At 66.7% G+C, this 26,082-nt stretch carries 24 protein-coding genes and 1 tRNA gene; 13 read left to right on the forward strand and 12 right to left on the reverse strand.

What is annotated here, in order from left to right; all coding sequences use genetic code 11:
• Positions 1-4: 4 nt before the first annotated feature.
• The 4 genes from AC1D02_RS10330 to AC1D02_RS10345 all read right to left on the reverse strand — a co-directional run bounded on the left by AC1D02_RS10330 (position 5) and on the right by AC1D02_RS10345 (position 5,439).
• Positions 5-1,531, reverse strand: a complete 1,527-nt coding sequence (locus tag AC1D02_RS10330) for a hypothetical protein (RefSeq protein WP_477316403.1) — start codon at positions 1,529-1,531, stop codon at positions 5-7.
• A complete protein-coding gene (locus AC1D02_RS10335) occupies positions 1,501-3,876 on the reverse strand; it encodes an FtsW/RodA/SpoVE family cell cycle protein (protein WP_477316405.1) in 2,376 nt (791 codons plus the stop codon). The genes AC1D02_RS10330 and AC1D02_RS10335 overlap by 31 nt, the downstream gene beginning before the upstream one ends.
• Positions 3,873-4,826, reverse strand: coding sequence for a protein kinase domain-containing protein (locus AC1D02_RS10340; RefSeq protein WP_477316407.1), 954 nt, complete (start codon positions 4,824-4,826; stop codon positions 3,873-3,875). The genes AC1D02_RS10335 and AC1D02_RS10340 overlap by 4 nt, the downstream gene beginning before the upstream one ends.
• Positions 4,827-4,944: 118 nt before the next feature.
• Positions 4,945-5,439 carry a glycine zipper domain-containing protein gene (locus tag AC1D02_RS10345; RefSeq protein ID WP_477316409.1) on the reverse strand — a complete coding sequence of 165 codons (495 nt, stop codon included), beginning with the start codon at positions 5,437-5,439 and terminating at the stop codon, positions 4,945-4,947.
• Between the two features lie 208 nt (positions 5,440-5,647).
• Here AC1D02_RS10345 and AC1D02_RS10350 point away from each other — a divergent pair, with 208 nt between their 5' ends.
• Together AC1D02_RS10350 and AC1D02_RS10355 are read left to right on the forward strand one after the other, a co-directional pair.
• The gene (locus AC1D02_RS10350; RefSeq protein ID WP_477316411.1) at positions 5,648-6,781 is read left to right on the forward strand and encodes a metallophosphoesterase; all 1,134 of its coding nucleotides are present in this window, start codon (positions 5,648-5,650) and stop codon (positions 6,779-6,781) included.
• A 79-nt stretch (positions 6,782-6,860) separates the two neighbouring features.
• Positions 6,861-8,297, forward strand: coding sequence for a M20/M25/M40 family metallo-hydrolase (locus AC1D02_RS10355; protein WP_477316413.1), 1,437 nt, complete (start codon positions 6,861-6,863; stop codon positions 8,295-8,297).
• Positions 8,298-8,360: 63 nt separating this feature from the next.
• On the opposite strand, the gene AC1D02_RS10360 is transcribed toward AC1D02_RS10355, so the two are convergent.
• From AC1D02_RS10360 to AC1D02_RS10380, 5 genes are all read right to left on the reverse strand, one after another.
• Positions 8,361-8,552 (reverse strand): Thivi_2564 family membrane protein, encoded by a 192-nt coding sequence (locus AC1D02_RS10360; protein ID WP_477316415.1) that lies wholly within the window; start codon positions 8,550-8,552, stop codon positions 8,361-8,363.
• A gap of 194 nt (positions 8,553-8,746) precedes the next feature.
• Positions 8,747-9,127, reverse strand: a complete 381-nt coding sequence (locus AC1D02_RS10365; protein ID WP_477316417.1) for an Lcl C-terminal domain-containing protein — start codon at positions 9,125-9,127, stop codon at positions 8,747-8,749.
• Positions 9,128-9,284: 157 nt separating this feature from the next.
• Positions 9,285-9,434 carry a hypothetical protein gene (locus tag AC1D02_RS10370; RefSeq protein ID WP_477316419.1) on the reverse strand — a complete coding sequence of 50 codons (150 nt, stop codon included), beginning with the start codon at positions 9,432-9,434 and terminating at the stop codon, positions 9,285-9,287.
• A gap of 90 nt (positions 9,435-9,524) precedes the next feature.
• The gene (locus AC1D02_RS10375) at positions 9,525-9,953 is read right to left on the reverse strand and encodes a hypothetical protein (protein WP_477316421.1); all 429 of its coding nucleotides are present in this window, start codon (positions 9,951-9,953) and stop codon (positions 9,525-9,527) included.
• 299 nt (positions 9,954-10,252) lie between these two features.
• Positions 10,253-10,339 (reverse strand) — tRNA-Leu (locus AC1D02_RS10380).
• A gap of 266 nt (positions 10,340-10,605) precedes the next feature.
• On the opposite strand from AC1D02_RS10380, the gene AC1D02_RS10385 reads away from it, so the two are divergent.
• From AC1D02_RS10385 to AC1D02_RS10435, 11 genes are all read left to right on the forward strand, one after another.
• Complete coding sequence (locus tag AC1D02_RS10385; protein WP_477316423.1) at positions 10,606-11,394, forward strand: hypothetical protein; 789 nt, start codon at positions 10,606-10,608, stop codon at positions 11,392-11,394.
• Between the two features lie 21 nt (positions 11,395-11,415).
• Positions 11,416-13,629, forward strand: a complete 2,214-nt coding sequence (locus AC1D02_RS10390; RefSeq protein ID WP_477316425.1) for a penicillin acylase family protein — start codon at positions 11,416-11,418, stop codon at positions 13,627-13,629.
• A 149-nt stretch (positions 13,630-13,778) separates the two neighbouring features.
• Positions 13,779-14,327 (forward strand): thymidine kinase, encoded by a 549-nt coding sequence (locus AC1D02_RS10395; protein WP_477316427.1) that lies wholly within the window; start codon positions 13,779-13,781, stop codon positions 14,325-14,327.
• Between the two features lie 23 nt (positions 14,328-14,350).
• Positions 14,351-14,914 (forward strand): hypothetical protein, encoded by a 564-nt coding sequence (locus AC1D02_RS10400; protein WP_477316429.1) that lies wholly within the window; start codon positions 14,351-14,353, stop codon positions 14,912-14,914.
• Positions 14,915-15,072: 158 nt separating this feature from the next.
• Entirely contained in the window at positions 15,073-17,313 is a 2,241-nt protein-coding gene (locus AC1D02_RS10405; protein WP_477316431.1) for a carboxy terminal-processing peptidase, read from the forward strand.
• A gap of 143 nt (positions 17,314-17,456) precedes the next feature.
• Positions 17,457-18,644: an acyl-CoA dehydrogenase family protein gene (locus tag AC1D02_RS10410; RefSeq protein ID WP_477316433.1), complete on the forward strand. Its 1,188-nt coding sequence runs from the start codon at positions 17,457-17,459 to the stop codon at positions 18,642-18,644.
• Positions 18,645-18,654: 10 nt separating this feature from the next.
• Positions 18,655-19,785: an acyl-CoA dehydrogenase family protein gene (locus AC1D02_RS10415; protein ID WP_477316435.1), complete on the forward strand. Its 1,131-nt coding sequence runs from the start codon at positions 18,655-18,657 to the stop codon at positions 19,783-19,785.
• Complete coding sequence (locus AC1D02_RS10420; protein ID WP_477316437.1) at positions 19,782-20,228, forward strand: MaoC family dehydratase; 447 nt, start codon at positions 19,782-19,784, stop codon at positions 20,226-20,228. The genes AC1D02_RS10415 and AC1D02_RS10420 overlap by 4 nt, the downstream gene beginning before the upstream one ends.
• Positions 20,221-20,664 (forward strand): MaoC family dehydratase, encoded by a 444-nt coding sequence (locus tag AC1D02_RS10425; RefSeq protein ID WP_477316439.1) that lies wholly within the window; start codon positions 20,221-20,223, stop codon positions 20,662-20,664. The genes AC1D02_RS10420 and AC1D02_RS10425 overlap by 8 nt, the downstream gene beginning before the upstream one ends.
• 84 nt (positions 20,665-20,748) lie before the next feature.
• Entirely contained in the window at positions 20,749-21,816 is a 1,068-nt protein-coding gene (locus tag AC1D02_RS10430) for a phosphotransferase (protein ID WP_477316441.1), read from the forward strand.
• Between the two features lie 27 nt (positions 21,817-21,843).
• Positions 21,844-23,070, forward strand: coding sequence for an acyl-CoA dehydrogenase family protein (locus AC1D02_RS10435; protein WP_477316443.1), 1,227 nt, complete (start codon positions 21,844-21,846; stop codon positions 23,068-23,070).
• A gap of 74 nt (positions 23,071-23,144) precedes the next feature.
• On the opposite strand, the gene AC1D02_RS10440 is transcribed toward AC1D02_RS10435, so the two are convergent.
• Genes AC1D02_RS10440 through AC1D02_RS10450 form a run of 3 tightly spaced genes read right to left on the reverse strand, consistent with a single transcriptional unit; the run spans position 23,145 to position 25,944 of the window.
• Positions 23,145-23,852, reverse strand: coding sequence for a histidine phosphatase family protein (locus tag AC1D02_RS10440; protein WP_477316445.1), 708 nt, complete (start codon positions 23,850-23,852; stop codon positions 23,145-23,147).
• A gap of 31 nt (positions 23,853-23,883) precedes the next feature.
• Positions 23,884-24,786 (reverse strand): HD-GYP domain-containing protein, encoded by a 903-nt coding sequence (locus AC1D02_RS10445; RefSeq protein WP_477316447.1) that lies wholly within the window; start codon positions 24,784-24,786, stop codon positions 23,884-23,886.
• Positions 24,787-25,944 (reverse strand): pyridoxal phosphate-dependent aminotransferase, encoded by a 1,158-nt coding sequence (locus tag AC1D02_RS10450; RefSeq protein WP_477316449.1) that lies wholly within the window; start codon positions 25,942-25,944, stop codon positions 24,787-24,789.
• Positions 25,945-26,082 lie beyond the last annotated feature (138 nt).

Consider the following 26,082-nt stretch of genomic DNA (forward strand, 5'->3'; position numbering starts at 1 on the left):
TCCGTCACGCGTCGAAGCGCATCACATAATGTCCCGCGACCAGGTGATGGCCGGCCGGCAGCAGGTAGGGCGTGTCGGCCCCGATGCTGGCGACGAACTGCATCTGCTCGTCGAGGTGGTACAGCGCCTGGGTCGTGCTGAGGCGGCCGATTTGATAGCCGCCCGCCGTCGCTTCGAAGCTGAACGCGTTGCGCGACAGTCCGATGCGGTCGGCGCTGGCGCTGTCGAAGCCGTCGGCGCGCTGCAGGAAACGCGCCGCGTCGAGCACGCGCAACGCGGCCAGCATTGGCGCGCTGCGGCCGAACACGAAGCGCGCGCCGCTGGCCACGGCCACGCCCGGCGGATTTGGCAAGGTGAGGATCGCCGAATAGCGGTCGGCCATCTCGGGCGCCGCGGCGGACAGGTTGACGACGCCGCCGTCGACAGGCGTGAAGCTGGCCGGCGCCGAGATGCGCTCGCGGCCGGCGCCGGTGATGGCGTGCAGCTGGTCGCTCGCGTCCACCGCGAAGCTGATCACCGCGTCCTCGGCGCGCGCGGCCACGCCGAGCGCACGATCGAGGCCGATTTCGAGCGCCAGCGCGCCGGTTTCGCGGTAGCGCGACAGCCGCGGCATCGCCAGCGCGACCAGGCTGATGCGCTGCTGCGCCACCGGCGCATAGGTCGCGTCGCCTTCGGCGGGCATCGTCGGCCGGTGGCTGACCGGCACCGCGGTCTGTTCGACTTCCTCCGGCGCGCGCGATCGCGTCTTCCATACCGCGGCGGGTTTGAGCTGGATCGGTGCGGCGGGCGGCGCCACGGCTGCCGGCGCCGGTCCGACGCGCGTCACCTTCATCAGCAGCCTGTCCGAGGGCCCGTCCATTTTCGACTTGATCGCGAAGTAGCCGCCGATCGGGTCGAAGGTGCAGTCGAACGCACCTTTCGGGCGCGCCTGGACCTCGATCGGCGCATCGGGCCCGTCGTTGATCAGCAGGATCGCGCCGTCCGCGCCGAACGGCCACGCCGGCACCGCGTGGCTGGCCGACTGGTCGTCCGCGCCGATCAGCGCCAGCCGCTGGTTCGGGTAAATCGCGCAGACCGGCTTCCAGATCGCGCTGTCGCGCGAAGTGGTGACCGCGTACAGCACTTTTTCGTCCGGCGCCGGCAGGTACACGGCGTGACCGAACTTGACTTCGACCTGGCCCGGCTCGAGCGATTCGGCGCCGACCACGTCGTAGCGCACTTCGTCGCTGCCCAGCAGGTCGCCGAAATCCTTCTGGTGCAGCTGGGCCAGCGACTGCGCCAGGTCGCGCACGCGCGCGCCGCGCGTGAGGTGGCGGTCGTCGTCGACCTCGTCCTGCGGCAGCATCAGGGTCACGTGCGAGAAGCAGCGGGTGGCGGCGCGGCCCCGATGCTCGCGCGGGGAGCGTTCGAGCAGGTCGCGCAGCAGCGGCCTGCGCGAAAACAGCGCCAGGCCCGGCGCCTGCCAGAGCGCCTCGGCGTTGAAGACGTCAGGCACTTTGCCTAGGACTTCGTGTTGGACATAGACCGGCATGATTGAATCTCCTCGGATGATTGGGCGCTGATTGCACTGAACGCTAGCAGGGGGCAGATGAAAAACAGCAGGTGGCTGCCGCCTGCCGAAAGAAAGCTCATGGGCTGGCCCATGATCGGGAAGATCGCCAGGTTGGTGCCCCAGGACAGCAGGAAGTGGCCCAGCACGAAGGCGGCGCCGCCGCACAGGGCGAAGCAGCGGAAGCGGCCCATCCAGGCGTGGCGGAAGTCGCGCGCCTCGCGGCTGGCGGCATACGAGCGCGCCGCCGTCTGCAGCACGCCGACCAGGAACAGCGCCTGCAGCATCCACAGCGCGAGGGCGCCGAGCAGTCCGTGGCGGTTCAGGAAGAACGAGGGCGCGAAGTCGTCTTGCACCTGCGGTATGTGCAGCGCGCCGCCGGCGGACTGGCCCAGCGACGAGAGGCCGAGCAGCGAGTCCGATCCCCACCACGCACCCTCGGCGATCGCGCGCGCGCCGAGCAGCAACTGCTGGCCGGTGTGCGGATGGCTGGCCGGATCGAGCCAGACCAGGAAGCGGTCGGCGTAGAAGGTCCATTGCGATACCTCGCCGGCGCCGGCGCTGCGCAGCCAGGCGATCGACGCGGCGGCGGCGCACGCAATGCAAACGACGCAGGCCGTGGCGAGATATTTGCGCGCCGCCAGCGACCAGGCGAACGCCATCGCCATGCTCCACACCAGCAGCAGGATCATGGGCGAGTAGTCGTCTACCTGGACCAGCGCCAGGCCAAGCAGGGCGATGAACAGCAGCGCGGGCGCGGCGAGCCGGAACCAGCGCAGGGCGGGGTGGATGTGCGCGGGCAGCGCCGCATTCCAGCCCAGGCCGAGGGCGATGCAGTGCGCCGTCAGCGCGGTCAGCGCGAGCTTGGCGAATTCCACAGGCTGCAGGTCGAACACGCCGGTTTCGTCGCCGAACACCACTTGCAGCAGCAGGGCAGCCAGCGCGCCGCAGGCAAGCAGCGCGAGCATCCACTCGAGCCGGGTCTGCGGCATCATGAATGGGCGCCCGCCCAATCGCAACCGCAGGTGCGCGCCGAGACCGAGGCCGATCGCCAGCAGCGCGGTGGTCTTCTGGTAGTGGCGCAGCCAGGACGATTCCATCGCGCCGAGGCCCAGTTCGAGCTGCGCCACCAGACCTACCGCGAGCAGCAGCACTCCGGCAACGGTCACCAGCGTCAGGCGGCCGGGCAGCAGAAGGCAGCACCACAGCGCGGCGCCGCCGAGCAGAATCGAAATGCCGACGCCGGGAGGCGTGCCCGCGCGCTGCAGCATCAGGGCGGCGATGCCGGCGATTGCCAGCAGCACGGCGGCGAAGCTCGCTGCGCGGGTGGCGAAGGCGACGCCGCGTTCGAACGGCCAGCTTCCGCGCTGCCACGCCAGCGCGCCGGCCAGCGCGAGCGCGCCGCAAAGGGCGATTGCGACCCACCACGCAGGCCCGCCCGGCACCGCCCATGGCCGCCGCTGGCGCCACTCCCATTGCACCTGCGGCGGCAGCTGGACGCGCGCGTCGGCGAACAACGCGACGTGGCCAAGCGGCCTGAGTTCCATCCGGTCGCCGGCCAGGTGCAGCGCCAGCCGCGTGCGGCCGGCAACCAGCGCCGTCACGCCGTCGAGCGACGTCTCGCTGCGCGCCAGGTCGAAACTGCCCGCGCCGGACGACACCAGCAGCGGCGCCGGGCCCGCGCCGCTCGCCAGTAGCAGCCGGCCATTGCCCCGGACGAGCGTCGCCGCGCCCGGGTCGATGTGTTCCAGCCCGAGCCGGTTGTCGCAATACAGGTTGCCGCCGAACGCGAGCGGGCGGGCGATGGTGATGGCGCGCGGCGCCCAGCGGTTCCAGGCCGCGGCGATGCGCGCGGCGGGGCGAGCGTCGGGGCAGGCAGCTTGTGCGCGGCCGTCGCGCAACAAGGTGGCGCCGTCGTAGCGCCAATGCTGGCCGGCGCCGGCGAATGCGACCGACTTGTCGTCGGCCGCTTCCACCGTGAACAGCGTGGCGCCGATGCGAAACTGCTGCCCTTCGCGCGGGGCGAGCGTTCCGGTGCGCCGGTCCGATCCGTCCCGTTGCAGCAGCAGCTGGCGATTGCTGACGTTTTGTGCGAACCAGCGGCCGGCGAGGTCGCGGCGAATGCCGATGTGGGCCTTGTCCGCCTGCGGCGCGGCCAGTTCCTGGCGTCCCAGCGTTATCGCTTCGCCGGGCTTGAGCGTCAGCGTGACCAGTGCCGGGGAGACCACAGCGGGCGAGCGCAACAGCGCCACCAGCTGCAAGGCGCACAACAAGCCAAGCAGGCCGGCGGCGATGGCGAATCCGCCATAGCGGAGGCGCCGGATCATGCTGCCCTCAGCGCAGTGGCCGATGCGCGCACGTCCGCGATCATGCGGCTGATCGCGATCGCGTGGGGCGGCCTGCCATCAGGGGCGGCGCTGAGCAGCTGGCGCAGCAATCCAAGCGCCTCGCCGCCGGCGCGCCGTTCGAAGAGGTTCGCCTCCTCCGGATGCAGGGTGGGCGGAATGGCGCCGCCGTGGCGCGCCAGCAGGATCGCCGCGCCGCCGGCCTGGTGCTCGCGGTAGGCCTGGCCGCAATCGCTGCAAAAGCGCAGAGGCAGCCCGGCCGTGACCAGGTAGTAGAACATCGCGCCCAGCGCGAAGTAGTCGCTGCGCGCGTCGGTGCGATAGCGGCCGTCGCGGCCGGGGAAGAACTGCTCGGGCGCCTGCCAGTTGGCGGTGCCCGCGTAGCTGTGGGCGGCCGGCTCGCCCAGCAGGCGGTTGGTGCCGAAGTCGGCCAGCTTGACGCTGCCGCGGGCGGCGTCGAGCAGCACGTTCGACGGCTTCAGGTCGAGGTAGCGCCAGCCGTACTGGTGGACCTTGGCCAGCGCCTCATTGATTTGGGCCAGCCAGGCCAGCGCCTGGTCGAAAGCGATCGAACGGCCGGCGTTGCGCAGCCGCGCCACATGCCTGGACAGGTCCGCATCCAGCAGTTCGAGCGCCATCACCGGCAAGCCGTCGTGAACGCCGCTGTCGAGCAGGCGCACGATGTGGCGTTCGTCCCAAGGTTCGAGCGAGCGCAGGAAGGCGATCTCCTTGTGGGCGCTGGCGATCCAGCGGTCGCGCTGTTCCGGCTGGGCGCGCGCCATCTGTTGCTGGTTGATCAGCTTGAGCGCGACCTGGCGGCCGGCGGGCAGGGCGTCCGCGCTCCACACCACACCGTATGCGGATCCGGCCAGCGGCGCGCGCAGGCGGTAGGCGCCCGTTTCGAGTGTGATGATCGCGCCCGCATCCAGCATGCTTCCCCCGTTCGGTGAGACGGCGAGTGCCGTCATCGAGGCTTAGTCGAGGGAGGACGAAAAAAAACGCCGCCGGTTGCCCGGGCGGCGTTTCATTACCGACTACGTTGCGCGGAAATCAACGGCCGTGATGACCGCGGTAGTAGCCACCGCGATGGCCGCCGTAGTATCCGCTACCGGTGCTGAAGTACACAACGGTCGAAGGACGGCTGTAGTAGACCGGCGCGGGCGCGTAGTACACAGGCGCTGGCTGTACATACACCGGAGCCGGTGCGTAGTAGCTGTCGCTGTACGAGCTGCGGTTGTCGTAGTACGACACTGGCGCCGGCGCTGGTACATAGCGGTTGTCGTAGTAACCACTGCTGCGGTTGTCATAGTAACCAGTGCTGCGATTGTCGTAATAACGGTCGTCACGGGTGCTGATCGAGTTACCGACCGCCGCGCCCAGCACGCCGCCGACGATGGCGCCATCGCGGCCACCGGTGTTATGTCCGATGGCGGCACCGATCAGGGCGCCGACCGCGGTATTCGCACCGCGGTCCTGAGCCATTGCCGTCGTCGAGACGGCCGTTGCGGCCAGAAGCACCGCGCCTACGAATTTTTTGTTCAACATGGCGATTTCCTCTTGCCTCAACCTGGATCGGAATGATCGTATAAAGTGCTGGGCATGGAGTCACTATAGGGGTGTCCAGAATCCCGCGCCATTGTTAATACAGACTCTTACAACTCGTGTGTCGCTTGTAACATACACTGTATTTACGCTTGCGAAGCGCCGTTTGTGCCCCATCTGGCTAGGATAAATCATTCGTCCCGGACCCTCAATGCCCCGTCGTTCCTTCCTCTTCCTCGCCTTCCTGGTCGCGCTGCTGCACGCCTACATCGGCTTTCGGTTGATCCCCGCGATGGCGCTCGGCGCCGCCGGCCTGGCCGCCGGGATCGCGCTGCTGGCAGCGTCGACGCTGCTGGTGCCCACCGGCCTGTTCGCATCGCGCCTCAAGCGCGGGCGCTGGGGCGAGCGGCTGACCTGGGCCGGACTGCTGGCGATGGGCTTCTTCTCGTCGCTGCTGGTGCTGACCGTGCTGCGCGACGCCGCGCTGCTGGTGCTGACGCTGTTCGGCGCCGCCGGCCCGGCCTTCGTGCGCGCCAGCGCGGTCGGGGTTCCCTTGCTGGCCCTGGCGGTCACGCTGATCGGATTCGTCAACGCGCGCCGGGTCGCCCAGGTGGTCGAAGTCGACGTGCCGATCGCCGGGCTGCCCGACGCGCTGCATGGCTACACCATCGCGCAGATTTCGGACATCCACGTCGGCCCCACCATCAAGCGCGGCTACCTGAACGCGATCGTCACCAAGGTCAACGCGCTGCAGCCGGACGCGATCGCGATCACCGGCGACCTGGTCGACGGCAGCGTGGCGCGGCTGGCGCTGCATACCGCGCCGCTCGAGCGCCTGTCCGCGCGCGACGGCACCTTCTTCGTCACCGGCAACCACGAATACTATTCGGGCGCCGACGCCTGGATCGCCGAAGTGCGCCGGCTCGGCATCACGGTACTGATCAACCAGCACGTGGTGCGCGAACGCGATGGCCATGCGGTGATGATCGCCGGCGTCGCCGACTTCACGGCCCACCATTTCGACGAGTCGCATCGCAGCGACCCGCATGCGGCGGCGGCCGGCGCCCCGGCCAACGTGCGGGCGAAGGTGCTGCTGGCGCACCAGCCGCGCAGCGCCGAGGCGGCGGCCGACGCCGGCTTCGACCTCCAGCTGTCGGGCCACACCCACGGCGGCCAGTTCTTCCCCTGGAATCTGTTCGTGCCGCTGCAGCAGCCGTTCACGGCGGGCCTGAACCGCTTTCGCACGCTGTGGGTCTACACCAGCCGCGGCACCGGCTACTGGGGGCCGCCGAAACGCTTCGGCGCGCCTTCCGAAATCACCCTGGTGCGGCTGGTGCGCGCGTAAAGACGCCTCGCAAAGTGTGCAAATTGGGTACAAATGGGATATTGTTCGGTCCTCATGAACCCACCGAAGGACCTGCTGCATGAATCGCACTCTGTTCCCATCGTTCGCCTTGTCCATCCTTGCCGGCGCCGTGCTGGCCGCAAACGCAGTCGCCGCCACGCCGGGTAACGATCCGGCCGCGCTAGGGCAGATCCGCGCCGCGGCCCTGAAGAGCGACTGGGCCTACGAGCGCCTGGCCGACATGACGGACCTGATCGGACCGCGCCTGTCGGGATCGCCGGGCGCCGCCGCCGCGGTGACGCAGGTGGCCGAGGCGATGCGCAAGATCGGCGCGAAGGTGACGCTGCAGCCGGTCAAGGTGCCGCACTGGGTGCGCGGCGCCGAGAGCGCGGAACTGGTCGATTACACCGGCCGTCCGGCCGGACTGTCGCAGAAAGTGGTGCTGACTGCGCTGGGCGGCTCGGGCGCGACGCCTGCCGCCGGCCTGACCGCGCAGGTGATCGTGATCCGCGACTTCGATGAACTGAAGGCGCGCGCGGCCGAGGTGAAGGGCCGCATCGTGCTGTTCGACGTGCCGTTCGACCAGCAGATGGCCGAACGCGGCCAGGCCGGCCAGGCGTATGGCCAGGCGGTGCAGTACCGCGGTGCCGGCACGCGCATGGCGGCGCAGATGGGGGCCGCTGCGGCGCTGGTGCGTTCGGTCGGCGGCGCCGACTACCGCTTGCCGCACACCGGCGCCAGTGGCTTGCAGGACGGCGCGCGCATACCGGCGGCCGCCGTGTCCACCGAGGATTCGATGCTGATGGCACGCCTCGCCAAGCGCGGCCCGGTGACCATGCACCTGACCCTGACCCCGCAGACGCTGCCCGACACCGACAGCTTCAATGTGATCGCCGACCTGCCGGGCACCGACAAGGCCGATGAAATCGTCATCGTGTCCGGGCACCTCGATTCGTGGGACCTGGGCACCGGCGCCAACGACGACGGCACCGGCGTCGTCAGCGCGATGGCGGTGATCGAGACGCTGAAGAAACTCGACCTCCGTCCGCGCCGCACGATCCGCGTGATCGCGTGGATGAACGAGGAAAACGGCGGCCGCGGCGCCCAGGCTTACCTGGAAGCGAACAAGGCCGACGCCGCCAAGCACTTCGCGGCGATCGAGAACGACGAGGGATCGGGCCGGGTATTCGGCATGCGCACCAGCGTGCCGTTCGAATCGATGAAGCAGTTTGCGCCTTTGCGCGCGGCGCTGGCACCGATGGGCGCGGGCGCGCTGCAGCGCACCGACGTGCTGGGCACGGGCGATTTGCACGGAATCGAAGCGGCCGGCGTGCCGAGCTTTTCGCCGCTGATCGACGACTCGACCTACTTCAATTATCACCACACGCCGGCCGACACGTTCGACAAGGTCAAGCCGGAAGATCTGCGCCGCCATGTGGCCGTGATGGCGACCACTACCTGGTTCCTGGCCAATATGGACCAGCCGATCGGCCGCACGGTCGTCCCCGCCCGCTGATCGCGGCGTGCAAAAAAGAAAACCCGGCGCGAGGCCGGGTTTTTTTATGACTGCTGCGGCGCGCTAAAAGTTCAGCCGCGGCAGGTAGCCGCCCGGGATGATGCCGAAGACCGACAGCACGATCAGGATCAGCAGGATGACGAACAGGACGCGCACGATTTGCGCGACCGGAGCCGGCAGGGGCAGCAGGCTGACTAGCCACCAGATCAGTCCGAAGATGACGAGGTAGACGATGAGGCTCATTATTGTGGACATGTTTTTATTCCTCTACGGCGGGGTTGACGAGATTTCAAATTAACTGGCGCAACGATATCGGAATATTGAACTCTCGACTGTACGGTAGGGCACATAAACCCTGGAATACACGCGGCGGCCCAAAGCCTTGGGTCAGGTCTGCCGGATCGACGGGGACGCCGAGTCCCGGTTTGAGGCCGGCGCCTGAACTTGCCTTAGGCCGCCTGTTCCAGAACCACCCGCCGCACCGCCCGCGCGCGCCCATGGAACTGGCGCCCGTACATGGTCTGGATACCGCTGGAAAAATTTTCACCCCACACCAGCTGCGACCGTGTCTCGGACGGCTCGCGCGACCAGTACCAGACCCGCTGGAACTGTTCCTTCTGGTTGGCGAACAGCAGCGCCAGTTCGCGCCGGTTGGGCAACTCGCCACCGGCCTGCACGGCCCAGTCGCGCGCGGCGGCCCAGGTGACGTCGTCGATTTCGCCCGGCAAGAGGATCAGGTGGTGGTCCGGCGCGCCGTCCTTTCCGAGGATGAGGCCGGCGTAGTACTCGCCTTCCCGCAACATGTCCTTGACTGGTTCGAGCCTGCTCATGCGCGCCTTCCTCGGTGATGGTCCCGGTCTGTCTCTTAAGACCGCGGCGAGGGACGCAAGTTGCCGCGTTCTGCGGCAGATATCGATTGCATCAAGCCGGCCCATCCGGAAAGCAAAAAGCCGCCCCTGAGGCGGCTTTGGCGGGCGCGGCTAAAAATCAATACAGGGCGCGCCGGCCCATCACAGGAGGGCGGACGATCGCCCGCTCGGCGCGCTGGAACAGGCCCGGCCACAACACCAGGGACCGTTCGCCGCAGTTCGAGCACAGGATATTCTTGCTGTTGACCAGCACGAGGCGCTGGATCATCGAGCGGGGTATACGGCGGGTATGTGTGGATCCGCATTCCGGGCAGGCGTTCATGATGGTCTTCTCCGATTGATTAGTCGATTGAATGGGTTACTGGCAATTCAGGGTCAGGCTGTCGCCTTCGTCGGCCTGGGCGCGCACCAGCGGGCTGTCACCGCAGCGGTAGGTGACGGTCAGGCGCTTGCGGGCGCCCGGCGCGGGGTCGCCGCACAGTTGATTGTTCGCGGTAATGGCTGGGTTCGCGTAGCGTCCGGCGATCTGGCGCACCGATTCGCGCGCATCGCACGAGGCGTTGCGCACGCCGTACAGGGCTTCGGCGATGTGCAGGCGGCTGCGGCCGTATCCGCCGTGGTCTTGCGGTCCGCCGCGTCCCTGCGCCGCCGCCATGCCGTCGCGGTAGCCCTGGTCGTAGCCGCGGCGATATTCCTGGCTCTGCGCGGATGCGGCAGCCGAAACCACGCCGAGGCCGATGAACGCGAGCGCGCACATCAGGCGCTTGCTTGTAAGTTGCTGGTCCATCGTGCTCTCCTTGCGATGATGTATTTTGTCAACAATACAACCCGCCGGAACTTCCTTCTGTGCGGTGACGCGCACAACGACCGTTCAGTTCGCTTATTCTTTGATATTCGCTCGGGTAGCAATAGAACTGCAATATTGCAAGTCTATTAATAGATTCGCCAGCACTTGGGGATGGCGGAAACAAGGTGCGGAAACCGAGCCCGGCGACTGCGGATTGAGGAGGCCCGTCTGGAAAACTCGCGCGCTGACGCAGCGCGGCATTGTTGGAGAATTTCGTTGGGCTTTGGTAGATTGTGCGATGGTGCCCGGGACCGGAATCGAACCGGTACGCCATTTCTGACACGAGATTTTAAGTCTCGGGTGTCTACCAGTTTCACCACCCGGGCAGCGGGCGAGATTTTAGCACAATGGCACCATCGCGGGCGAGGCCGCTCGTGCAAACTGCGTCTCGCTGGCTTCGAATCAAATTCGCTGGCGCCGACAAAGTTGGGGTCAGGTCCGCGGGACCTGACCCCGCCTTTGCACGCCGCACCATGCCGCTCCCGGTGAGGCGGCCAAACCGGTAACGATTAGCTTTGGCGGCGCCCCCGGATGGTGTAGCATTCTGGCGGCGCGCCGGCGCCTGGGCGCGCATGAACTCCGAGGACAAGAATTGAACATCACTATCAACGAAGAACTGCGTTCGTTTATCGATCCGCTCACCGCCAACGAACATGCCGCGCTCGAACGCAGCCTGCTGGCCGAAGGTTGCCGCGATGCGCTGGTGCTGTGGGGCGATGTGCTGATCGACGGCCATAACCGCTACGATATCTGTACCCGCCACGGCATCGAGTTCCGCACCGTGCAGAACACGAACTTCAACTCGATCGACGACGTCATGCTGTGGGTGATCGACAACCACCTGGCGCGCCGCAGCGTGTCCGACTACCAGCGCGGCGTGCTCGCCTTGCGCAAGAAGGACATCGTCACCGCCCGCGTCGCCCAGCGCGCCGCCGAGCCGGAAGCGCAGGACGCGCCCGAAACGGAAAAGAAGGTGCCGGAATCGCCGCCGTGGAACACGCGCGAAGACGTGGCCAAAGCCGCGCGCGTGTCCAGCAATACCATCAGCCAGATCGAGCGGATCCAGAAAGCCGCCACGCCGCAACTGGTGGAAGCCGTGCGCTCGGGGACCATCTCGATCAACGCCGCGGCCAACGTCGCCTCGCTGCCGGAGTCGGTGCAGATCGCCGCCGTCGCGGGCGGGCGCAAGGAGCTGCAGCAGGCCGCGCGCCAGGTGCGCGAGCAGAAGGCCGCATCGCGGCCGCCGAAGGAGCCGGAACAGGACGAAGCCGGCGAGCTGCGCGCCCAGGTGGCGGCGCTGCGCCAGAAAGTCGACACGCTCACGCAGGAAAACGCCGAACTCAGGGAAAAGCTGGGCCTCTCCGGCGACGAACAACAATAACCTTCACGAGGATTTTGCCCGATGACGTCACAACGCTTCATTTGGAGCGCGCTGCTGGCCGGCGCCTGCCTGTTCCCTCAGCTTCCCGCGGACGCCGCGGCGAAGGCGCCGACCGCCCAGCGCACCTCGCCCGAGCAGGCGCGCTGGGCGGCCACTGCGAAACGCGTGACGATCATGCGCGACAAATGGGGCATTCCCCACGTGTTCGGCAAGACCGACGCCGACGCGGTGTTCGGCCTGCTGTACGCGCAGGCCGAGGATGATTTCAACCGGGTCGAGCTCAATTACATCAATGCGCTGGGCCGCCTGGCCGAAGTCGAAGGCGAGGGCGAGATCTGGCGCGACCTGCGCATGAAGATGTTCATCACGCCGCAGGACATGCAGGCGAAGTACGCGGCCAGCCCGGCATGGCTCAGGCAGCTGATGGTGGCGTTCGCCGATGGCCTGAACTTCTACCTGCATACGCATCCGGAAGTGAAGCCTAAGCTACTGACGCATTTCGAGCCGTGGATGGCGCTGGCGTTCAGCGAGGGCAGCATCGGCGGCGACATCGAGTCGATCGACCTGAAGAAGCTCGAGCAGATGTACGGCAAACCGGCGCAAGTCACGCTGGCCGACGCCGGCACCGGCTTCGATCCCGAACCGCGCGGCTCGAACGGCTTTGCGATCGCGCCGTCGCGCAGCGCATCCGGTCACGCGCTGCTGCTGATCAATCCGCACACTTCGTTCTACTTCCGGCCCGAAGTGCACATGGTCAGCGAGCAGGGACTGAACGCCTACGGCGCGGTGACCTGGGGCCAGTTCTTCATCTACCAGGGATTCAACGAGCGGGCAGGGTGGATGCACACCTCCGGCGGCGGCGACGTCATCGACGAGTACCTCGAGACGGTCACCGAAAAGGACGGTAAGTTCTATTACCAATACGGCGGCGAGCAGCGCCCGATGCGCGCGGTGCCGATCGCGCTGCCGTACAAGACCGCGACCGGCATGGCCAGCAAGACCGTCACCGCCTACTTTACCCATCACGGCCCGGTGGTGCGCGAAGCTGACGGCAAATGGGTGTCGGTCAAGCTGATGGAAGAACCCCTCAAGGCGCTGACCCAGTCATACACGCGCACCAAGGCGAAAAACTACGGCGCCTTCTACAAGTCGATGGAGCTGCGCACCAATTCGTCGAACAACACCGTGTACGCCGACGCCGACGGCGCGATCGCTTACTTCCACGGGAACTTCGTGCCGCGCCGCGATCCGTCGTTCGACTGGAAGCATCCGGTCGACGGCAGCAATCCAGCGACCGAGTGGAAAGGCCTGCACGAGATCCGCGAGACCATCACTCTGCACAACCCGGCCAGCGGCTACATCCTTAACACCAACAACTGGCCGTTCGCGTCGTCCGGCGCCAACAGCCCTCGCCAGCAGGACTATCCGGCGTATATGTGGGCGCTGCCGGAGAACGCGCGCGGCCTGCATGCGGTGAAAGTGCTGAAGGACCAGAAGGGCTTCACGCTCGACAGCCTGATCGCCGCCGCCTACGACAGCTACCTGACCGCGTTCGAGCCGCTGGTCCCCGCGCTGGTCCAGGACTGGGAGGCGCTCGCGCCCACCGATCCGCTGAAGGCGCAACTGGCCGCGCAAGTGGCGGCGCTGCGCGGATGGGACCTGCGCTTTTCGACGGCATCGGTGCCGACCTCGCTCGCGGTCTACTGGGGCCAGCAGATGGTGGCCGCCGCATCCGCCGCGGCGAAAGCGAAGGAAGTGCCGGTGGCCGATTTCATCACCACCAGCATAGGCGCCCAGGACCGCCTGCAGGCGCTGGCGCGCGCGTCGGCCAAGCTGGAAGCGGACTTCGGCACCTGGCAGACGCCATGGGGCGAGATCAACCGCTTCCAGCGCGTCAGCGGCGACGTCGACCAGCAGTACGACGACCGCAAGCCAAGCTGGCCGGTCGCGTTCACCTCGGCGACGTGGGGCTCGCTGGCGTCATTCGGCATGGTGGCGAAGCAGAAGACCAAACGCATCTACGGCGACCGCGGCAACAGCTTCGTGGCGGTGGTCGAATTCGGCCCGCGCCTGCGCGCCAAGAGCATCCTGGCCGGCGGCGAAAGCGCGAATCCTGCGTCGAAGCATTTCAGCGACCAGGCCGAGATGTACAGCAAAGGCCAGTTCAAGGATGTGCTCTTTTATAAGAGCGACATCGAAAAGGCGTTGGAGAGGAAGTACCACCCGGGACAATAGGTCGATCGGCGCCGCGGCCCAACAGCTGGGGTCAGGTCCGCCGGACCTGATCCCGGGTTGGTCGGCGCCGCGGGCGACAGCCACTTCGCCCTCCAATTTGGGGGCGCCGCTTGCTATAATCCCGCATCCAACAGGGGACGGGGCGGCAAGTGGCAAAACTCTATTTCAGGTATTCGGCGATGAACGCCGGCAAATCGACGGCCATGCTGCAAGTGGCGCACAACTACGAAGAGCAGGGCCAGAAGGTCAAGCTGTACACCGCCGCCATCGACAGCCGCTACGGCGTCGGCAAGGTCACCTCGCGCCTCGGCCCGCAGCGCGAAGTCGACATCTTCGAAGCCGACACCGATTTCCTGGCCGAGGCGCCGAAAGTGGCCTGCGTGCTGATCGACGAAGCCCAGTTCCTCTCCACCGCCCAGGTCCAGCAGCTGCACCAGCTGGCGCAGGTGCGCGGCGTGCCGGTGATCTGCTACGGATTGCGTAGCGACTTCCGCGGCGATCCGTTCCCGGGGTCGGCCTACCTGCTGGCGCTGGCCGACGACATCGAAGAACTGAAGAACATCTGCACCTGCGGGAAAAAAGCGACGATGAACGTGCGCGTCGACGCGCAGGGCAACCGCATTCGCGAAGGCGAACAGGTCAGCATCGGCGGCAACGAGTCCTACCGCCAGGCCTGCGGCCGCTGTTTCTACTCCTGAGCGGCGCGCGCGCCGGCCGACCGATGAGTTTTCTCGCCAGCTGCCGCGCGGTCGCGCCCGCGTTCCTGTGCCAGCACGCCGACGTGCTGCTGTACCTGGCGCCATCGGCCGCGCTGGCCCTGCTGATCCGCATCCTGGCCGGCTCGCACCCGTTCTTTTTTCTGTTCACCGCCGCCGGCACCGTCTGCCACGAACTGGCGCACTTCGTCGTCGGCCTGCTGACCGGCGCCCGGCCGACCTCGCTGACCATCATTCCGCGCCGCGTCAAGACCGGCCACTGGGAGCTCGGCTCGGTCACCCTGACCCGGGTGCGCTGGTATAACGCCGCGCCGGCCGCGCTGGCGCCTTTCCTGATCATCACGATTCCCTTCCTGGTGGCGTTCTGGCGCACCGCGCCGGGCTGGCACTTCCAGCCGCTCGACCTGCTGCTGGCGTTCGCGCTGGCGCCGCAGTTCCTGTCGTTCTGGCCGTCGCCGGTCGACTGGCGCATCGCCTTGCGCTCCTGGCCTTATCTGTTGATCATCGGCGCGGGTGCCGCGCTGTTGGCGCATTACCATCCCGGGCTGTATCCATTTGTAAAACCGTGACCGCACGGGTGTGCGCTCCCTTAAGCTGGGCTGAAAATCCCTCAAGCTGGCTCTGCGCTGGGCCGGTATCCTGTTAGAATCGATCAGATTGGCCGTTCCGCGCATTTCCACGCCCGGAGCGCCCGCTTTACACAGCATCCCGCACGGAGAGACCAAGAATGAAGAAGCAGATTTTCATCGTTGCAATGGCATTCGCCATGTCAGCCCCGGTCGCCCTGGCCCAGCCCGAAAAAGTCGGCGCCACCCAGCTCAAGCCGGACGCGGCGCAGGCGCAAGCCGCCCTGTGGGCCTCCAAATTCCTGGCGCGCTACCACTACAAGTCGATGCCGCTCGACGACGCCTTGTCGGAAAAGATCTTCGACCGCTATTTCAAGACGCTTGACGGCGAGAAACTGTATTTCTTGCAAAGCGATGTCGACCAGTTCGATGTCGTGCGCACAAAACTCGACGACGCGATCAACAATGAAAACCTGACCCTGCCGTTCACGATCTACAACCTGTACCAGCAGCGCTTCAATCAGCGCATGGCATACGCGCGCGAGCTGATCAAGGGCAAGTTCGATTTCACCTCCGACGAGACCTTCCAGCTCGACCGCGAAAAGGCGGCCTGGCCGAAGAACGACGACGAGGCGCGCGACCTGTGGCGCCGCCGCGTCAAGAACGACTGGCTGCGCCTGAAGCTGGCCGGCAAGGAAGACAAGGCGATCCGCGAAACGCTCGACAAGCGCTACGAAAACTACGTCACGCGCATGCGCAAGCTGAACAACGAGGACGTGTTCCAGATGTTCATGAACGCGTATGCCACCGCGATCGAGCCGCATACCAACTACCTCGGCCCGCGCTCGGCGGAAAACTTCGACATCGCGATGCGCCTGTCGCTCGAAGGCATCGGCGCCGTGCTGCAGACGCGCGACGAATACACCATCATCCGCGAGATCGTGCCGGGCAGCCCGGCCGCGCTGTCGAACAAGCTGAAGGTCGGCGACCGCATCGTCGGCGTCGGCCAGGGCGAATCGGGACCGTTCACCGACGTGCTGGGCTGGCGCATCGACGACGTCGTGCAGCTGGTGCGCGGCACCAAGGATTCGACCGTGCGCCTCGACGTGCTGCCGGGCGAGACCGGCACCGACGGCAAGCACACCACGGTGGCGCTGGTGCGCAAGAAGATCAGCATGGAAGAGCAGTCGGCCAAGAAGTCGATCATCGAAGTGCGCGACGGCGGCGTCAAGCGCCGCGTCGGCGTGATCTCGCTGCCGACCTTCTACCAGGACTTCGAAGCGCGCCGCAAGGGCGACAAGGACTTCAAGAGCGCCACGCGCGACGTCGCCCGCATCCTCGGCGAGCTGAAAAAGGACAAGGTCGACAACGTGCTGATCGACCTGCGCAACAACGGCGGCGGCTCGCTGGTCGAGGCGGTCGAGCTGACCGGCCTGTTCATCGACAAGGGCCCGGTGGTGCAGCAGCGCACCGCGGACGGCCGCGTCGACATCGAGAGCGACACCGTGCCGGGCCTGGCATGGGACGGCCCGGTGGGCGTGCTGATCAACCGCGGTTCGGCGTCGGCGTCGGAGATCTTCGCCGCGGCGATCCAGGATTACGGCCGCGGCCTGATCATCGGCGAGCCGAGCTTCGGCAAGGGCACCGTGCAGTCGCTGGTCAACCTCGACCGCTTCGCGCCGAGCGACAAGGTCCATTACGGCGAGTTGAAGATGACGGTTGCCCAATTCTTCCGAATCAACGGCGGCACCACCCAGCTGCGCGGCGTCACCCCTGACATCAAGTTCCCGATCACGGGCGACAACGAAAGCTTTGGCGAGTCGACCTACGACAATGCCTTGCCGTGGGTGTCGATCAAGCCGGCCAGCTACTCGCCGTCGGGCGACCTGAAGGAACTGGTTGCGCCGCTGCAGAAGCGTCACGACGCGCGCATCGCCAAGGACAAGGACTTCCAGTACCTGCAGGAAGACATCAACGAGTTCCGCCGCATCCGCAAGGAAAACGCGATCTCGCTGAACGAGACCGTGCGCCGCAAGGAGCGCGATGCCCAGGAAGCCCGGGCCAAGCTGCGTGAAGCGCGCCTGGCGGCGCAGGCGCCGCTGGACGAAGCGGCGGCCGGCCCTGAAAGCAAGGAAGCGCGCGGCAAGGTGCCGGCGCCGGTGAAGCCGGTCAAGGCGGTCGCGCTGAAAGGCTCGGCGCGCCAGGACGACGGCCTGCAGGCGGACGAGCGCAACCTCGCGTCCGAACTGGCGGCGGAGAAGGCCTTCAAGAACGCCAAGGACGTGGTGCTGCAGGAAGCGGCGCACGTGCTGGCCGACGAATCGGCGATGCTCAAGACCGACCTGCGCATGGCATCGCGCGTGATGCCGTACCGCGCGCCGACCAAGGACGCCGGCAACTAAGTGACGAGAAGGGGGGGCAGGTCCGCCGGACCTGACCCCGGTTTTGCACGCTGCAGAATGAACCGCCTACGGCGGTTTTTTTTCGGGTAGAATCTTCCTGAACGGTCGTGCTTTTTTAGGCGGCGTAATAACTAGGAGACTGCATGGACCTGACTTACACTGCCGAAGACTTGGCGTTCCGCGACAGCGCGCGCGCCTTCCTCGACGCCAACCTCCCCGCGGACCTGCAGCAGAAAGTGCGCAAGCACCTGCGCCTTGCCAAGGACGACTACGTGCGCTGGCACCGCATCCTGGCCAGGCAGGGCTGGGTAGCGCCAGGCTGGCCGGTCGAATTCGGCGGCCCGGGCTGGACGCCGGTGCAGCGCCATATATGGGAAGAAGAGTGCGCGCGCGCCGGCACGCCGCCGATCCTGCCGTTCGGCGTCAATATGGTCGCGCCGGTCATCATGGCCTTCGGCAGCCCGGAACAGAAAGCCCACTTCCTGCCGCGCATCCTGTCGTGCGAGGACTGGTGGTGCCAGGGCTACTCCGAGCCCGGCGCCGGCTCCGACCTCGCATCGCTGAAGACCACCGCGGTGCGCGACGGCGACCACTACATCGTCAACGGCCAGAAGACCTGGACCACGCTGGCGCAGCACGCCGACATGATCTTCTGCCTGGTGCGCACCGACAGCGGCGTGCGCAAGCAGGAAGGCATCTCGTTCCTGCTGATCGACATGCACGCGCCCGGCATCACGGTCCGCCCCATCATCATGCTCGACGAAGACCACGAAGTGAACGAAGTGTTCTTCGATAACGTGCGGGTGCCAGTGGCGAACCTGGTCGGCCAGGAAAACAAGGGCTGGACCTACGCCAAGTACCTGCTGGGCCATGAGCGCACAGGCATCGCCGCGGTGGGCCGCTCCAAGCGCGAGCTCGGCTTCCTCAAACGCTTCGCGGCCAAGCAGATGGTCGACGGCCGGCCGCTGCTGGCCGACCCGCTGTTCGGCGCCAAGGTCGCCACGCTCGAAATCGAGCTGATGGCGCTGGAGATGACGGTGCTGCGCGTGCTGGCGCAGGCGCACAAGGCGCCCGGTCCCGAGGCGTCGGTGCTGAAGGTGCGCGGCACCGAGATCCAGCAGATGCTGACCGAACTGATGGTCGAGGCGGCCGGGCCGCTCGCCCTGCCGTTCGACCCTGCCTACCTCGAAGGCGAGACGGAGCACAGCATCGCCGACGACGATGCGGCGCCGCTGGCCGCGCACTACTTCAACGTGCGCAAGACCTCGATCTACGGCGGCTCGAACGAAATTCAACGAAACATCATCACCCAGATGATCCTGGGCCTGTGAGGAACTGAGCATGGATTTCAACTTCAAGGAAGAACAGCTGCAGTTCGCCGACGCGCTCAAACGCTGGGTGGCGAAGGACTACAGCTTCGAGGAGCGCGCGAAAATCATCGGATCCGATGCCGGCGTGTCGGATGCGGCGTGGGCGACGCTTGCCGAACTGGGAATGACGGCGCTGCCGATCCCGGAAGAGCAGGGCGGCTTTGCCGGCAGCGCGGTCGACATGTTCGTCGTGATGCAGGAGCTGGGCCGCGGCCTGGTCGTTGAGCCTTACCTCGCCACGGTGATGGGCGCCGAGTTCCTGAAGCTGGCGGGCGGCCACGAGTCGATGCTCGAACAGGTCGCCGCGGGCGAGCTTAAACTGGCGTGCGCGCTGGGCGAGCGCCAGTCGCGTTACGACTTGGCCGACATCGCAACGACCGCGGTGGCCGACGGCGCAAGCTGGATCATCAACGGCAGCAAGAGTGTCGTCGTGCACGGCGCGCAGGCGGGACGCCTGATCGTCTCCGCGCGCACCGGCGGCGCGCAGCGTGCCCAGCATGGCGTGTCGCTGTTCACGGTGCCGGCCGACGCGCCGGGCCTCACCATCACCGGCTACCGCACCCTCGACGGCCAGCGCGCGGCCGACATCGCGTTCGCCAACGTCCGCGCCGACGCGCTGGGCGAAGCGGGCAAGGGCTGGGAGATACTGGACGCGGCGGCCGACTACGGCGCCGGCCTGCTGTGCGCCGAAGCGCTGGGCGTGATGGAAGCGATCTTCGCCGCCACGCTGGAATACCTGAAGACGCGCACCCAGTTCGGCGCGCCGATCGGCAAGTTCCAGGCTTTGCAGCACCGCATGGCGGACATGTACATCCACCTGGAGCAGGCGCGCTCGATGGCCTTGCTGGCCGCGGTCAGGATGTCGGCGCAGGCGGACGAACGGCGCCGCACGGTCGCCGCTGCAAAGTTCCGCGTCGGCCAGGCGATGAAGTTCATCGGCCAGCAGTCGGTGCAGCTGCACGGCGGCATGGGCGTGACCAACGAACTGCCGGCCGCGCACATGTTCAAGCGCCTGACCATGATCGAGCTGACCCTGGGCGACTCGGATCACCACCTGAAGCGCTTCATGGCGCAGCCGGGATTTGCCGAGGTGGCGGCATGAGGTATTTCGAAGACTTTCATCCCGGCCAGGTGATCGATTTGGGCAGCAAGACAGTCAGCGAAGAAGAGATCATCGCGTTTGCCACGCAGTTCGACCCGCAGCCCTTCCATGTCGACCACGACGCGGCGGCCGAGTCGATTTTCAAGAGCGTGATCGCCAGCGGCTGGCATACCTGCAGCATGATGATGCGCATGGTGGTCGATGGCCTGATGTGCGAAGCGTCGAGCATGGGATCGCCCGGCGTGGACGGCATTCGCTGGATGCAGCCGGTGCGCGCCGGCGACACCCTCAGCGTCAGCTACGAAACCATCAAGGTCAAGGCGTCGGCGTCGCGCCCGGACCGCGGCGTGGTCTGGTCGAAGTGGACCGCGACCAACCAGCACGGCGAAGCGGTGTGCACGATCGAAGGCATGGGCATGTTCGGGCGGCGTCCCGATGCGTGAGCTCGATAACCTGGATGGGCTGGTCGGCACCGAGGTCGCGGTGTCGGACTGGATCGACATCACGCAAGAGCGCATCGACACCTTCGCCGACGCGACTTCGGATCATCAGTGGATCCACGTCGACCCGGAGCGTTGCGCGCGCGAGTCGCCGTTCGGGAAGACCATCGCGCACGGCTTCCTGACCCTGTCGTTGATGTCCACGATGTTCGAGAATGCGATCCGCCTGGTCGGCGCGAAGATGGTGCTGAACTACGGGATGAACAAGGTGCGCTTTCCGGCGCCGGTGCCGGTGGACAGCCGCCTGCGCGCGCGGCTGACGCTGGCGAAAGTCGAGGCGATCGAGGGCGGGACGCAACTGGAGTGGTCCGTGATCGTCGAATGCGAAGGCAATCCGCGGCCCGTTTGCGCCGCCGAATTCCTGATGCGGCGTTATTGAAGTGCGGGAACTGGGCGTCCCCGTCGTTCCGACCTGACCCCATTTTTCAGCAACGGCTAGAATAAATAGAACCAAGGAGACGCCATGTTCGATGAAATGATGGGCACCAAGGATGTGTCGGAGCGCCAGCGCTTCGACGTCGATGCGCTGGGGGCTTACCTGCGCGCCCATATCCCCGAGTTCCCCGAAGGTCCGATCGCGGTCAGGCAATTCAAGGGCGGCCAGTCGAATCCGACCTTCGAGCTGTCGGCGGGCGGCCAGTATTTCGTCCTTCGCACCAAGCCCGGACCCGCTGCCAAGCTGCTGCCGTCGGCGCACGCGATCGACCGCGAATACCGCGTGATGGATGCGCTGAACCGGGCCGGCTTCCCGACGCCGCGTCAATATTTGCTGTGTACCGACGAATCGGTGATCGGCCGCGCCTTCTTCCTGATGGAGTACATCGAAGGCCGCGTGCTGTGGGACCAGTCGCTGCCGGGCATGACGCCGGCCGAACGGGCCGCCATCTACGACGAAACCAATCGCGTGATCGCCAGGCTGCACACGATCGATTACGCCGCCATCGGCCTGGCCGACTACGGCAAGCCGGGCAACTACTTCGCGCGCCAGATCGAACGCTGGACGCGCCAGTATCAGGCCTCGGCCACGGAGACCATCGAGGCGATGGACAAGCTGATCGAATGGCTGCCGCAGCACATCCCGCCAGGCGAGCAGACCTCGATCGTGCACGGCGACTTCAGGCTCGACAACATGATCTTCCACCCGACCGAGCCGCGCATCCTCGCGGTGCTGGACTGGGAACTGTCGACGCTGGGCCATCCGCTGGCCGATTTCTCGTATCACTGCATGAGCTGGCACATCGAGCCGGGCCAGTTCCGCGGCATCGCGGGCCTCGACCTCGAAGCGCTCGGCATCCCGAGCCAGGAGCAGTACATCTCCACCTACTGCGCGCGCACCGGCGCCACGATCCGCGCGGAGGACTTCAACTTCTACCTGGCCTACAACATGTTCCGCCTCGCCGGCATCATGCAGGGCATCATGAAGCGCTACGTCGACGGCACCGCATCGAGCCCGCAGGCGCTCCAGAACGGCAAGGCCGCGCGCCCGATGGCCGAACTGGGATGGCAGTACGCGCTGGCCAGCATGGCCTGACCCGATCACCTCACTCAAGGACCGACCATGAACTTCGATTACTCCGACCGCTGCAAGGATTTGCAGGGCCGGCTGCTCGCCTTTATGGACGAGCATATCTACCCGAACGAAAAGGCATTCAAGCAGGAGGTCGACCGCAACGGACTTGAAAAGGGCAACCGCTGGATTCCGACGGAGCTGATCGAACGCCTGAAGCCGATCGCGCGCGAGCAGGGCCTGTGGAACCTGTTCCTGCCGAAGTCGCCGCGCGCCCCGGACGGCCTGTCGAACCTCGACTACGCGCCGCTGTGCGAGATCATGGGCCGCGTGGTGTGGGCGCCGGAGGTGTTCAACAGCGCCGCGCCCGACACCGGCAACATGGAAACGATCGAGCGCTACGGCACCGAGGAGCACAAGCGCGAGTGGCTCGAACCGCTGCTGCGCGGCGAGATTCGCTCGGCGTTCGCAATGACCGAGCCGGGCGTGGCGTCGTCGGATGCGACCAACATCGCCACCCGGATCGAGCGCGATGGCGACTCGTACGTCCTGAATGGCCACAAATGGTGGATCTCCGGCGCGGGCGACCCGCGCTGCCGGATATTCATCGTGATGGGCAAGACCGATCCGAACGCCGCGCGCCACGCGCAGCAGTCGATGATCCTGGTGCCGGCCGATACGCCGGGCATCACCATCGTGCGTCCGCTACCGGTGTTCGGGTATGACGACGCACCGCACGGGCACTGCGAGATCCTGTTCGAGAACGTGCGGGTGCCGGCGTCGAACCTGCTGCTGGGCGAAGGGCGCGGCTTCGAGATCGCGCAGGGGCGCCTGGGGCCGGGACGCATCCACCACTGCATGCGCTCGATCGGCGTGGCGGAGCGCGCGCTGGAGCTGATGTGCAAGCGCCTGAATTCGCGGGTCGCGTTCGGCAAGAAGGTGTCGGAGCAGGGCGTATGGCGGGAGCGGATCGCGGAGTCGCGCATCAAGATCGATACCGCGCGCCTGCTTACCTTGAAGGCCGCCGCGATGATGGACACGGTCGGCAACAAGCAGGCGGCCGCCGAGATCGCGATGATCAAGGTGCTGGCGCCGAACGTCGCGCAGGAAGTGCTGGACTGGGCGATCCAGGCGCATGGCGCGGCGGGCGTGTCGGACGATTTTCCGCTGGCGTCGCAGTGGGCCGGCAACCGCACATTGCGGCTGGCGGACGGACCGGACGAGGTGCACCGCAACGCGATCGCCAAGCTGGAACTGGCGAAGTGGCTTAGCGCCTAGAAGGTTCACGCGGCGCGGGCGAAGGGCTGGGGTCAGGTCCGCGACCTGACCCCGGGTTTGCCGGCGGCGCATGCTTATCTCGAGCGCTTGTACTGCGCGAACAGCGCTTCCATCGTGGTGCTGCGCGAATCGCCGTGCAGCGGCGCCGGCGGCGCGTAATTGACGAAGCGGACGACCCAGTCGGCATCGGCCGCGCCGACGTCGAGCGCGTTGATGCAGCCGGCCGCCTGCGCCAGGCCGCCGAGAAACATGCGCTGGTGCGTCAATGCAAGCGACAGGATCGCGCAATTGACGCCGCCGTGCAGCACCAGCAGCACCGTGTCCCACGTTGGGTCGGCGCGCAGCCGGGCCATCGCGGGATGGATACGGTCCATCAGTTCGCCGACAGATTCTCCGCCGAGGAAGCGCTTGTCGGCGCTGACCATGCCTTCGAACGCGCCGGTGAAGGCGTCGCGCAGTTCCGCGTCGGGAATCGCCGACAACCGGCCGCCGCGGATCTCTTCGAGTTCGGGCCAGCGGTCGATGGCGATGTCCTGGCCGGTCTCGGCGAGTACGCGCTGCGCCGTTTCCACGGTACGCGGCAGTCCCGACACGATGACGCGGTCGAAGCGCACGCCGTGATCGGCGAACGCGCGGCCGGCGGCGCTGGCCTGGTCGCGGCCCTGCGCATTGAGCGCGACCGACTCGGGCAAAAACGGTTTGCCGGATTCGTCGAAATAGGTGACGCTGCCATGCCGCATCAGGTAGACGCGTCGGCGTGCCGGGTTGGGTTGATCGCTCATCGCCATATGGTACACCGCCGCGGCGCGGGCGTCACAGCGCGGCCAGCGGTCCCCACACCGCCTTCATGCTGAAGCGCAGGTGCGCGTCGTCCTCATGCAGCGCTGCGGCGATCGGCGTGTCTCCGGTGTGCCGCACCAGCGAGACCGATGCGCCGCCGGCGTCGCGCAGCACATGCACCGTTTGCGCGGCCGCCACCACGCCCACCTCGCCGTTCTCCAGCTTCACCAGCGTCCCCGGCGGATACGCGCCGATGCATTCCTCGAACAGCACCACCAGTTCGGGATCGTTGGCGCTGTCCGCGCGCAGCTTGGCCAGCGCCAGCGGCGGCGCCATCGAGCGACGGTAGTTGCGCGCCGAGACGCAGGCGCAGTAGCGGTCGGCCATCCCGACCAGCTTCGCGTCGGTGTTGATGTCGGACTCGCGCAGGCCATCCGGGTAACCGCTGCCGTCATGGTTTTCATGGTGCTGCGTGACGCAAGCGATCCACTGCTCGTCGCCGACGCCGGCGCAGCGCAGCAGCTCGGCGCTTTCCTGGGGATGGCTGTGCACCAGCGCGCGTTCGTCGGGACTCAGGGGCAGGGTACGGTCCTGGAAAGTCTCGATCTGGCGCATCATTCCCGCGTTCATGGTCAGGGCCGCGGCGGCGATGGTCATCACTTCGAGCGGCGGCTTGCCCAACGCGCGCGCCAGCACGGATGCGATCACCGCGGTGTCGATGCAGTGGCGCACGGCGTAGCGCCCGGCGATCTGGTTCAGCAGGATGCAGGCGATGGCAACGTCGGGGCCGCGTTCGGTGGCATAGGCGACTGCGTGCGCCAGCTCGCGCAGATCGGCAGGAGCGTCGCCAACATCGCGCAGGTGCGACAGCAATCGCTCGAGCCGCGCGCTGGCCGCGTTCAACGCATGCAGCACCGAAGCGGCCGGCGCGGTCATCTAGAGGCTCGCCAGGCGTTCGAGGGCCGTCTGCAAGGTGGCGTCCTGCTTCGCAAAACAGAAACGCACGATGCCGGACTCCGTGGCGTCGCGGTAGAACGCCGACACCGGAATCGCCGCTACCTTCACTTCGCGCGTCAGCCATTCGGCGAATTCGGCTTCCGGCAGCGCCGATATCGCGTCGTAACGCACGCATTGGAAGTAGGTGCCGTCGGCCGGCAGCAAGGTGAAGCGGCTGCCCGCCAGTCCCGCGCGGAACAGGTCGCGCTTGCGCTGGTAAAAAGCGGGAAGGTCGCGGTAGGGCGCCGGATCGGCCATGTAGCTGGCCACGCCATGCTGCATCGGCGTGTTCACGGTGAACACGTTGTACTGGTGGACCTTGCGGAACTCCGCCGACAGCGCGGCCGGCGCGGCGACGTAGCCGATCTTCCAGCCGGTGACGTGATAGGTCTTGCCGAAGCTCGAGACGACGAAGGCGCGTTCGGCCAGTGCCGGATGGCGGCACATCGACTCGTGCGGCGCGCCGTCGTAGACCATGTGTTCGTAGACCTCGTCGGACAGGATCAGGATGTCGGTGCCGCGCACGATGCCGGCGAGCGCGTCGATGTCGGCGCGCCGGAATACGGTGCCGGTCGGATTGTGCGGCGAATTGATGACGATCATCCGGGTGCGCGTGCTCACGGCGGCGGCCACGCGGTCCCATGGCACGCTGTAGCCGTCATCGCCCACCTGCATCGACACCGGCACCGCAACGCCGCCCGCCAGCTCGATCGCCGGGAGGTAGCTGTCGTAGGCCGGTTCGATGACGATCACTTCGTCGCCCGGGTGCACGCAGCACAGGATCGCGGTGGTCAGCGCCTGGGTGGCGCCGGCGGTAATGGTGATTTCCGTCGCGGCGTCGTACTGGCGGCCGTAGATGGTGGCGATCTTGGCGGCGACCGCTTCGCGCAGCGCGGGTGCGCCGGCCATCATCGGATACTGGTTGTGGCCGGCGCGCATCGCATCAGAGACCATGTCAGGCAGCGCCGGATCGCACGGAAAGTCGGGGAATCCCTGGCCAAGATTGACCGCGCCGTGCTCGATGGCCAGCGCCGACATCCGGGTGAACACCGTGGTGCCGACAGCGGGCAACCTGGTGCGAAGGACGGGTGTCGTCATGTGGAATGCTGGAAAAGTTGTTGGTGTGCCCATTCTAGCGCAAGGTTCCCTTCGGGGCTCTGCGGTGGCGCTGATTCGGCCGCCAGCCGACGGTCCATGGCATGCATACCAAGTTTTTCTGATTTTTTAACGCAAACG

The sequence above is a fragment of the Massilia sp. P1_C10 genome (genome assembly GCF_056406475.1).

Bases quoted from the DNA above. Each gene is read 5' to 3' on its own strand.
- AC1D02_RS10330 (WP_477316403.1), bottom strand. From the start codon at position 1,531: ATGCCGGTCTATGTCCAACACGAAGTCCTAGGCAAAGTGCCTGACGTC.
- AC1D02_RS10335 (WP_477316405.1), bottom strand. From the start codon at position 3,876: ATGATCCGGCGCCTCCGCTATGGCGGATTCGCCATCGCCGCCGGCCTG.
- AC1D02_RS10340 (WP_477316407.1), bottom strand. From the start codon at position 4,826: ATGCTGGATGCGGGCGCGATCATCACACTCGAAACGGGCGCCTACCGC.
- AC1D02_RS10345 (WP_477316409.1), bottom strand. From the start codon at position 5,439: ATGTTGAACAAAAAATTCGTAGGCGCGGTGCTTCTGGCCGCAACGGCC.
- AC1D02_RS10350 (WP_477316411.1), top strand. From the start codon at position 5,648: ATGCCCCGTCGTTCCTTCCTCTTCCTCGCCTTCCTGGTCGCGCTGCTG.
- AC1D02_RS10355 (WP_477316413.1), top strand. From the start codon at position 6,861: ATGAATCGCACTCTGTTCCCATCGTTCGCCTTGTCCATCCTTGCCGGC.
- AC1D02_RS10360 (WP_477316415.1), bottom strand. From the start codon at position 8,552: ATGTCCACAATAATGAGCCTCATCGTCTACCTCGTCATCTTCGGACTG.
- AC1D02_RS10365 (WP_477316417.1), bottom strand. From the start codon at position 9,127: ATGAGCAGGCTCGAACCAGTCAAGGACATGTTGCGGGAAGGCGAGTAC.
- AC1D02_RS10370 (WP_477316419.1), bottom strand. From the start codon at position 9,434: ATGATCCAGCGCCTCGTGCTGGTCAACAGCAAGAATATCCTGTGCTCG.
- AC1D02_RS10375 (WP_477316421.1), bottom strand. From the start codon at position 9,953: ATGGACCAGCAACTTACAAGCAAGCGCCTGATGTGCGCGCTCGCGTTC.
- AC1D02_RS10390 (WP_477316425.1), top strand. From the start codon at position 11,416: ATGACGTCACAACGCTTCATTTGGAGCGCGCTGCTGGCCGGCGCCTGC.
- AC1D02_RS10400 (WP_477316429.1), top strand. From the start codon at position 14,351: ATGAGTTTTCTCGCCAGCTGCCGCGCGGTCGCGCCCGCGTTCCTGTGC.
- AC1D02_RS10405 (WP_477316431.1), top strand. From the start codon at position 15,073: ATGAAGAAGCAGATTTTCATCGTTGCAATGGCATTCGCCATGTCAGCC.
- AC1D02_RS10410 (WP_477316433.1), top strand. From the start codon at position 17,457: ATGGACCTGACTTACACTGCCGAAGACTTGGCGTTCCGCGACAGCGCG.
- AC1D02_RS10415 (WP_477316435.1), top strand. From the start codon at position 18,655: ATGGATTTCAACTTCAAGGAAGAACAGCTGCAGTTCGCCGACGCGCTC.
- AC1D02_RS10420 (WP_477316437.1), top strand. From the start codon at position 19,782: ATGAGGTATTTCGAAGACTTTCATCCCGGCCAGGTGATCGATTTGGGC.
- AC1D02_RS10425 (WP_477316439.1), top strand. From the start codon at position 20,221: ATGCGTGAGCTCGATAACCTGGATGGGCTGGTCGGCACCGAGGTCGCG.
- AC1D02_RS10430 (WP_477316441.1), top strand. From the start codon at position 20,749: ATGTTCGATGAAATGATGGGCACCAAGGATGTGTCGGAGCGCCAGCGC.
- AC1D02_RS10435 (WP_477316443.1), top strand. From the start codon at position 21,844: ATGAACTTCGATTACTCCGACCGCTGCAAGGATTTGCAGGGCCGGCTG.
- AC1D02_RS10440 (WP_477316445.1), bottom strand. From the start codon at position 23,852: ATGAGCGATCAACCCAACCCGGCACGCCGACGCGTCTACCTGATGCGG.
- AC1D02_RS10445 (WP_477316447.1), bottom strand. From the start codon at position 24,786: ATGACCGCGCCGGCCGCTTCGGTGCTGCATGCGTTGAACGCGGCCAGC.
- AC1D02_RS10450 (WP_477316449.1), bottom strand. From the start codon at position 25,944: ATGACGACACCCGTCCTTCGCACCAGGTTGCCCGCTGTCGGCACCACG.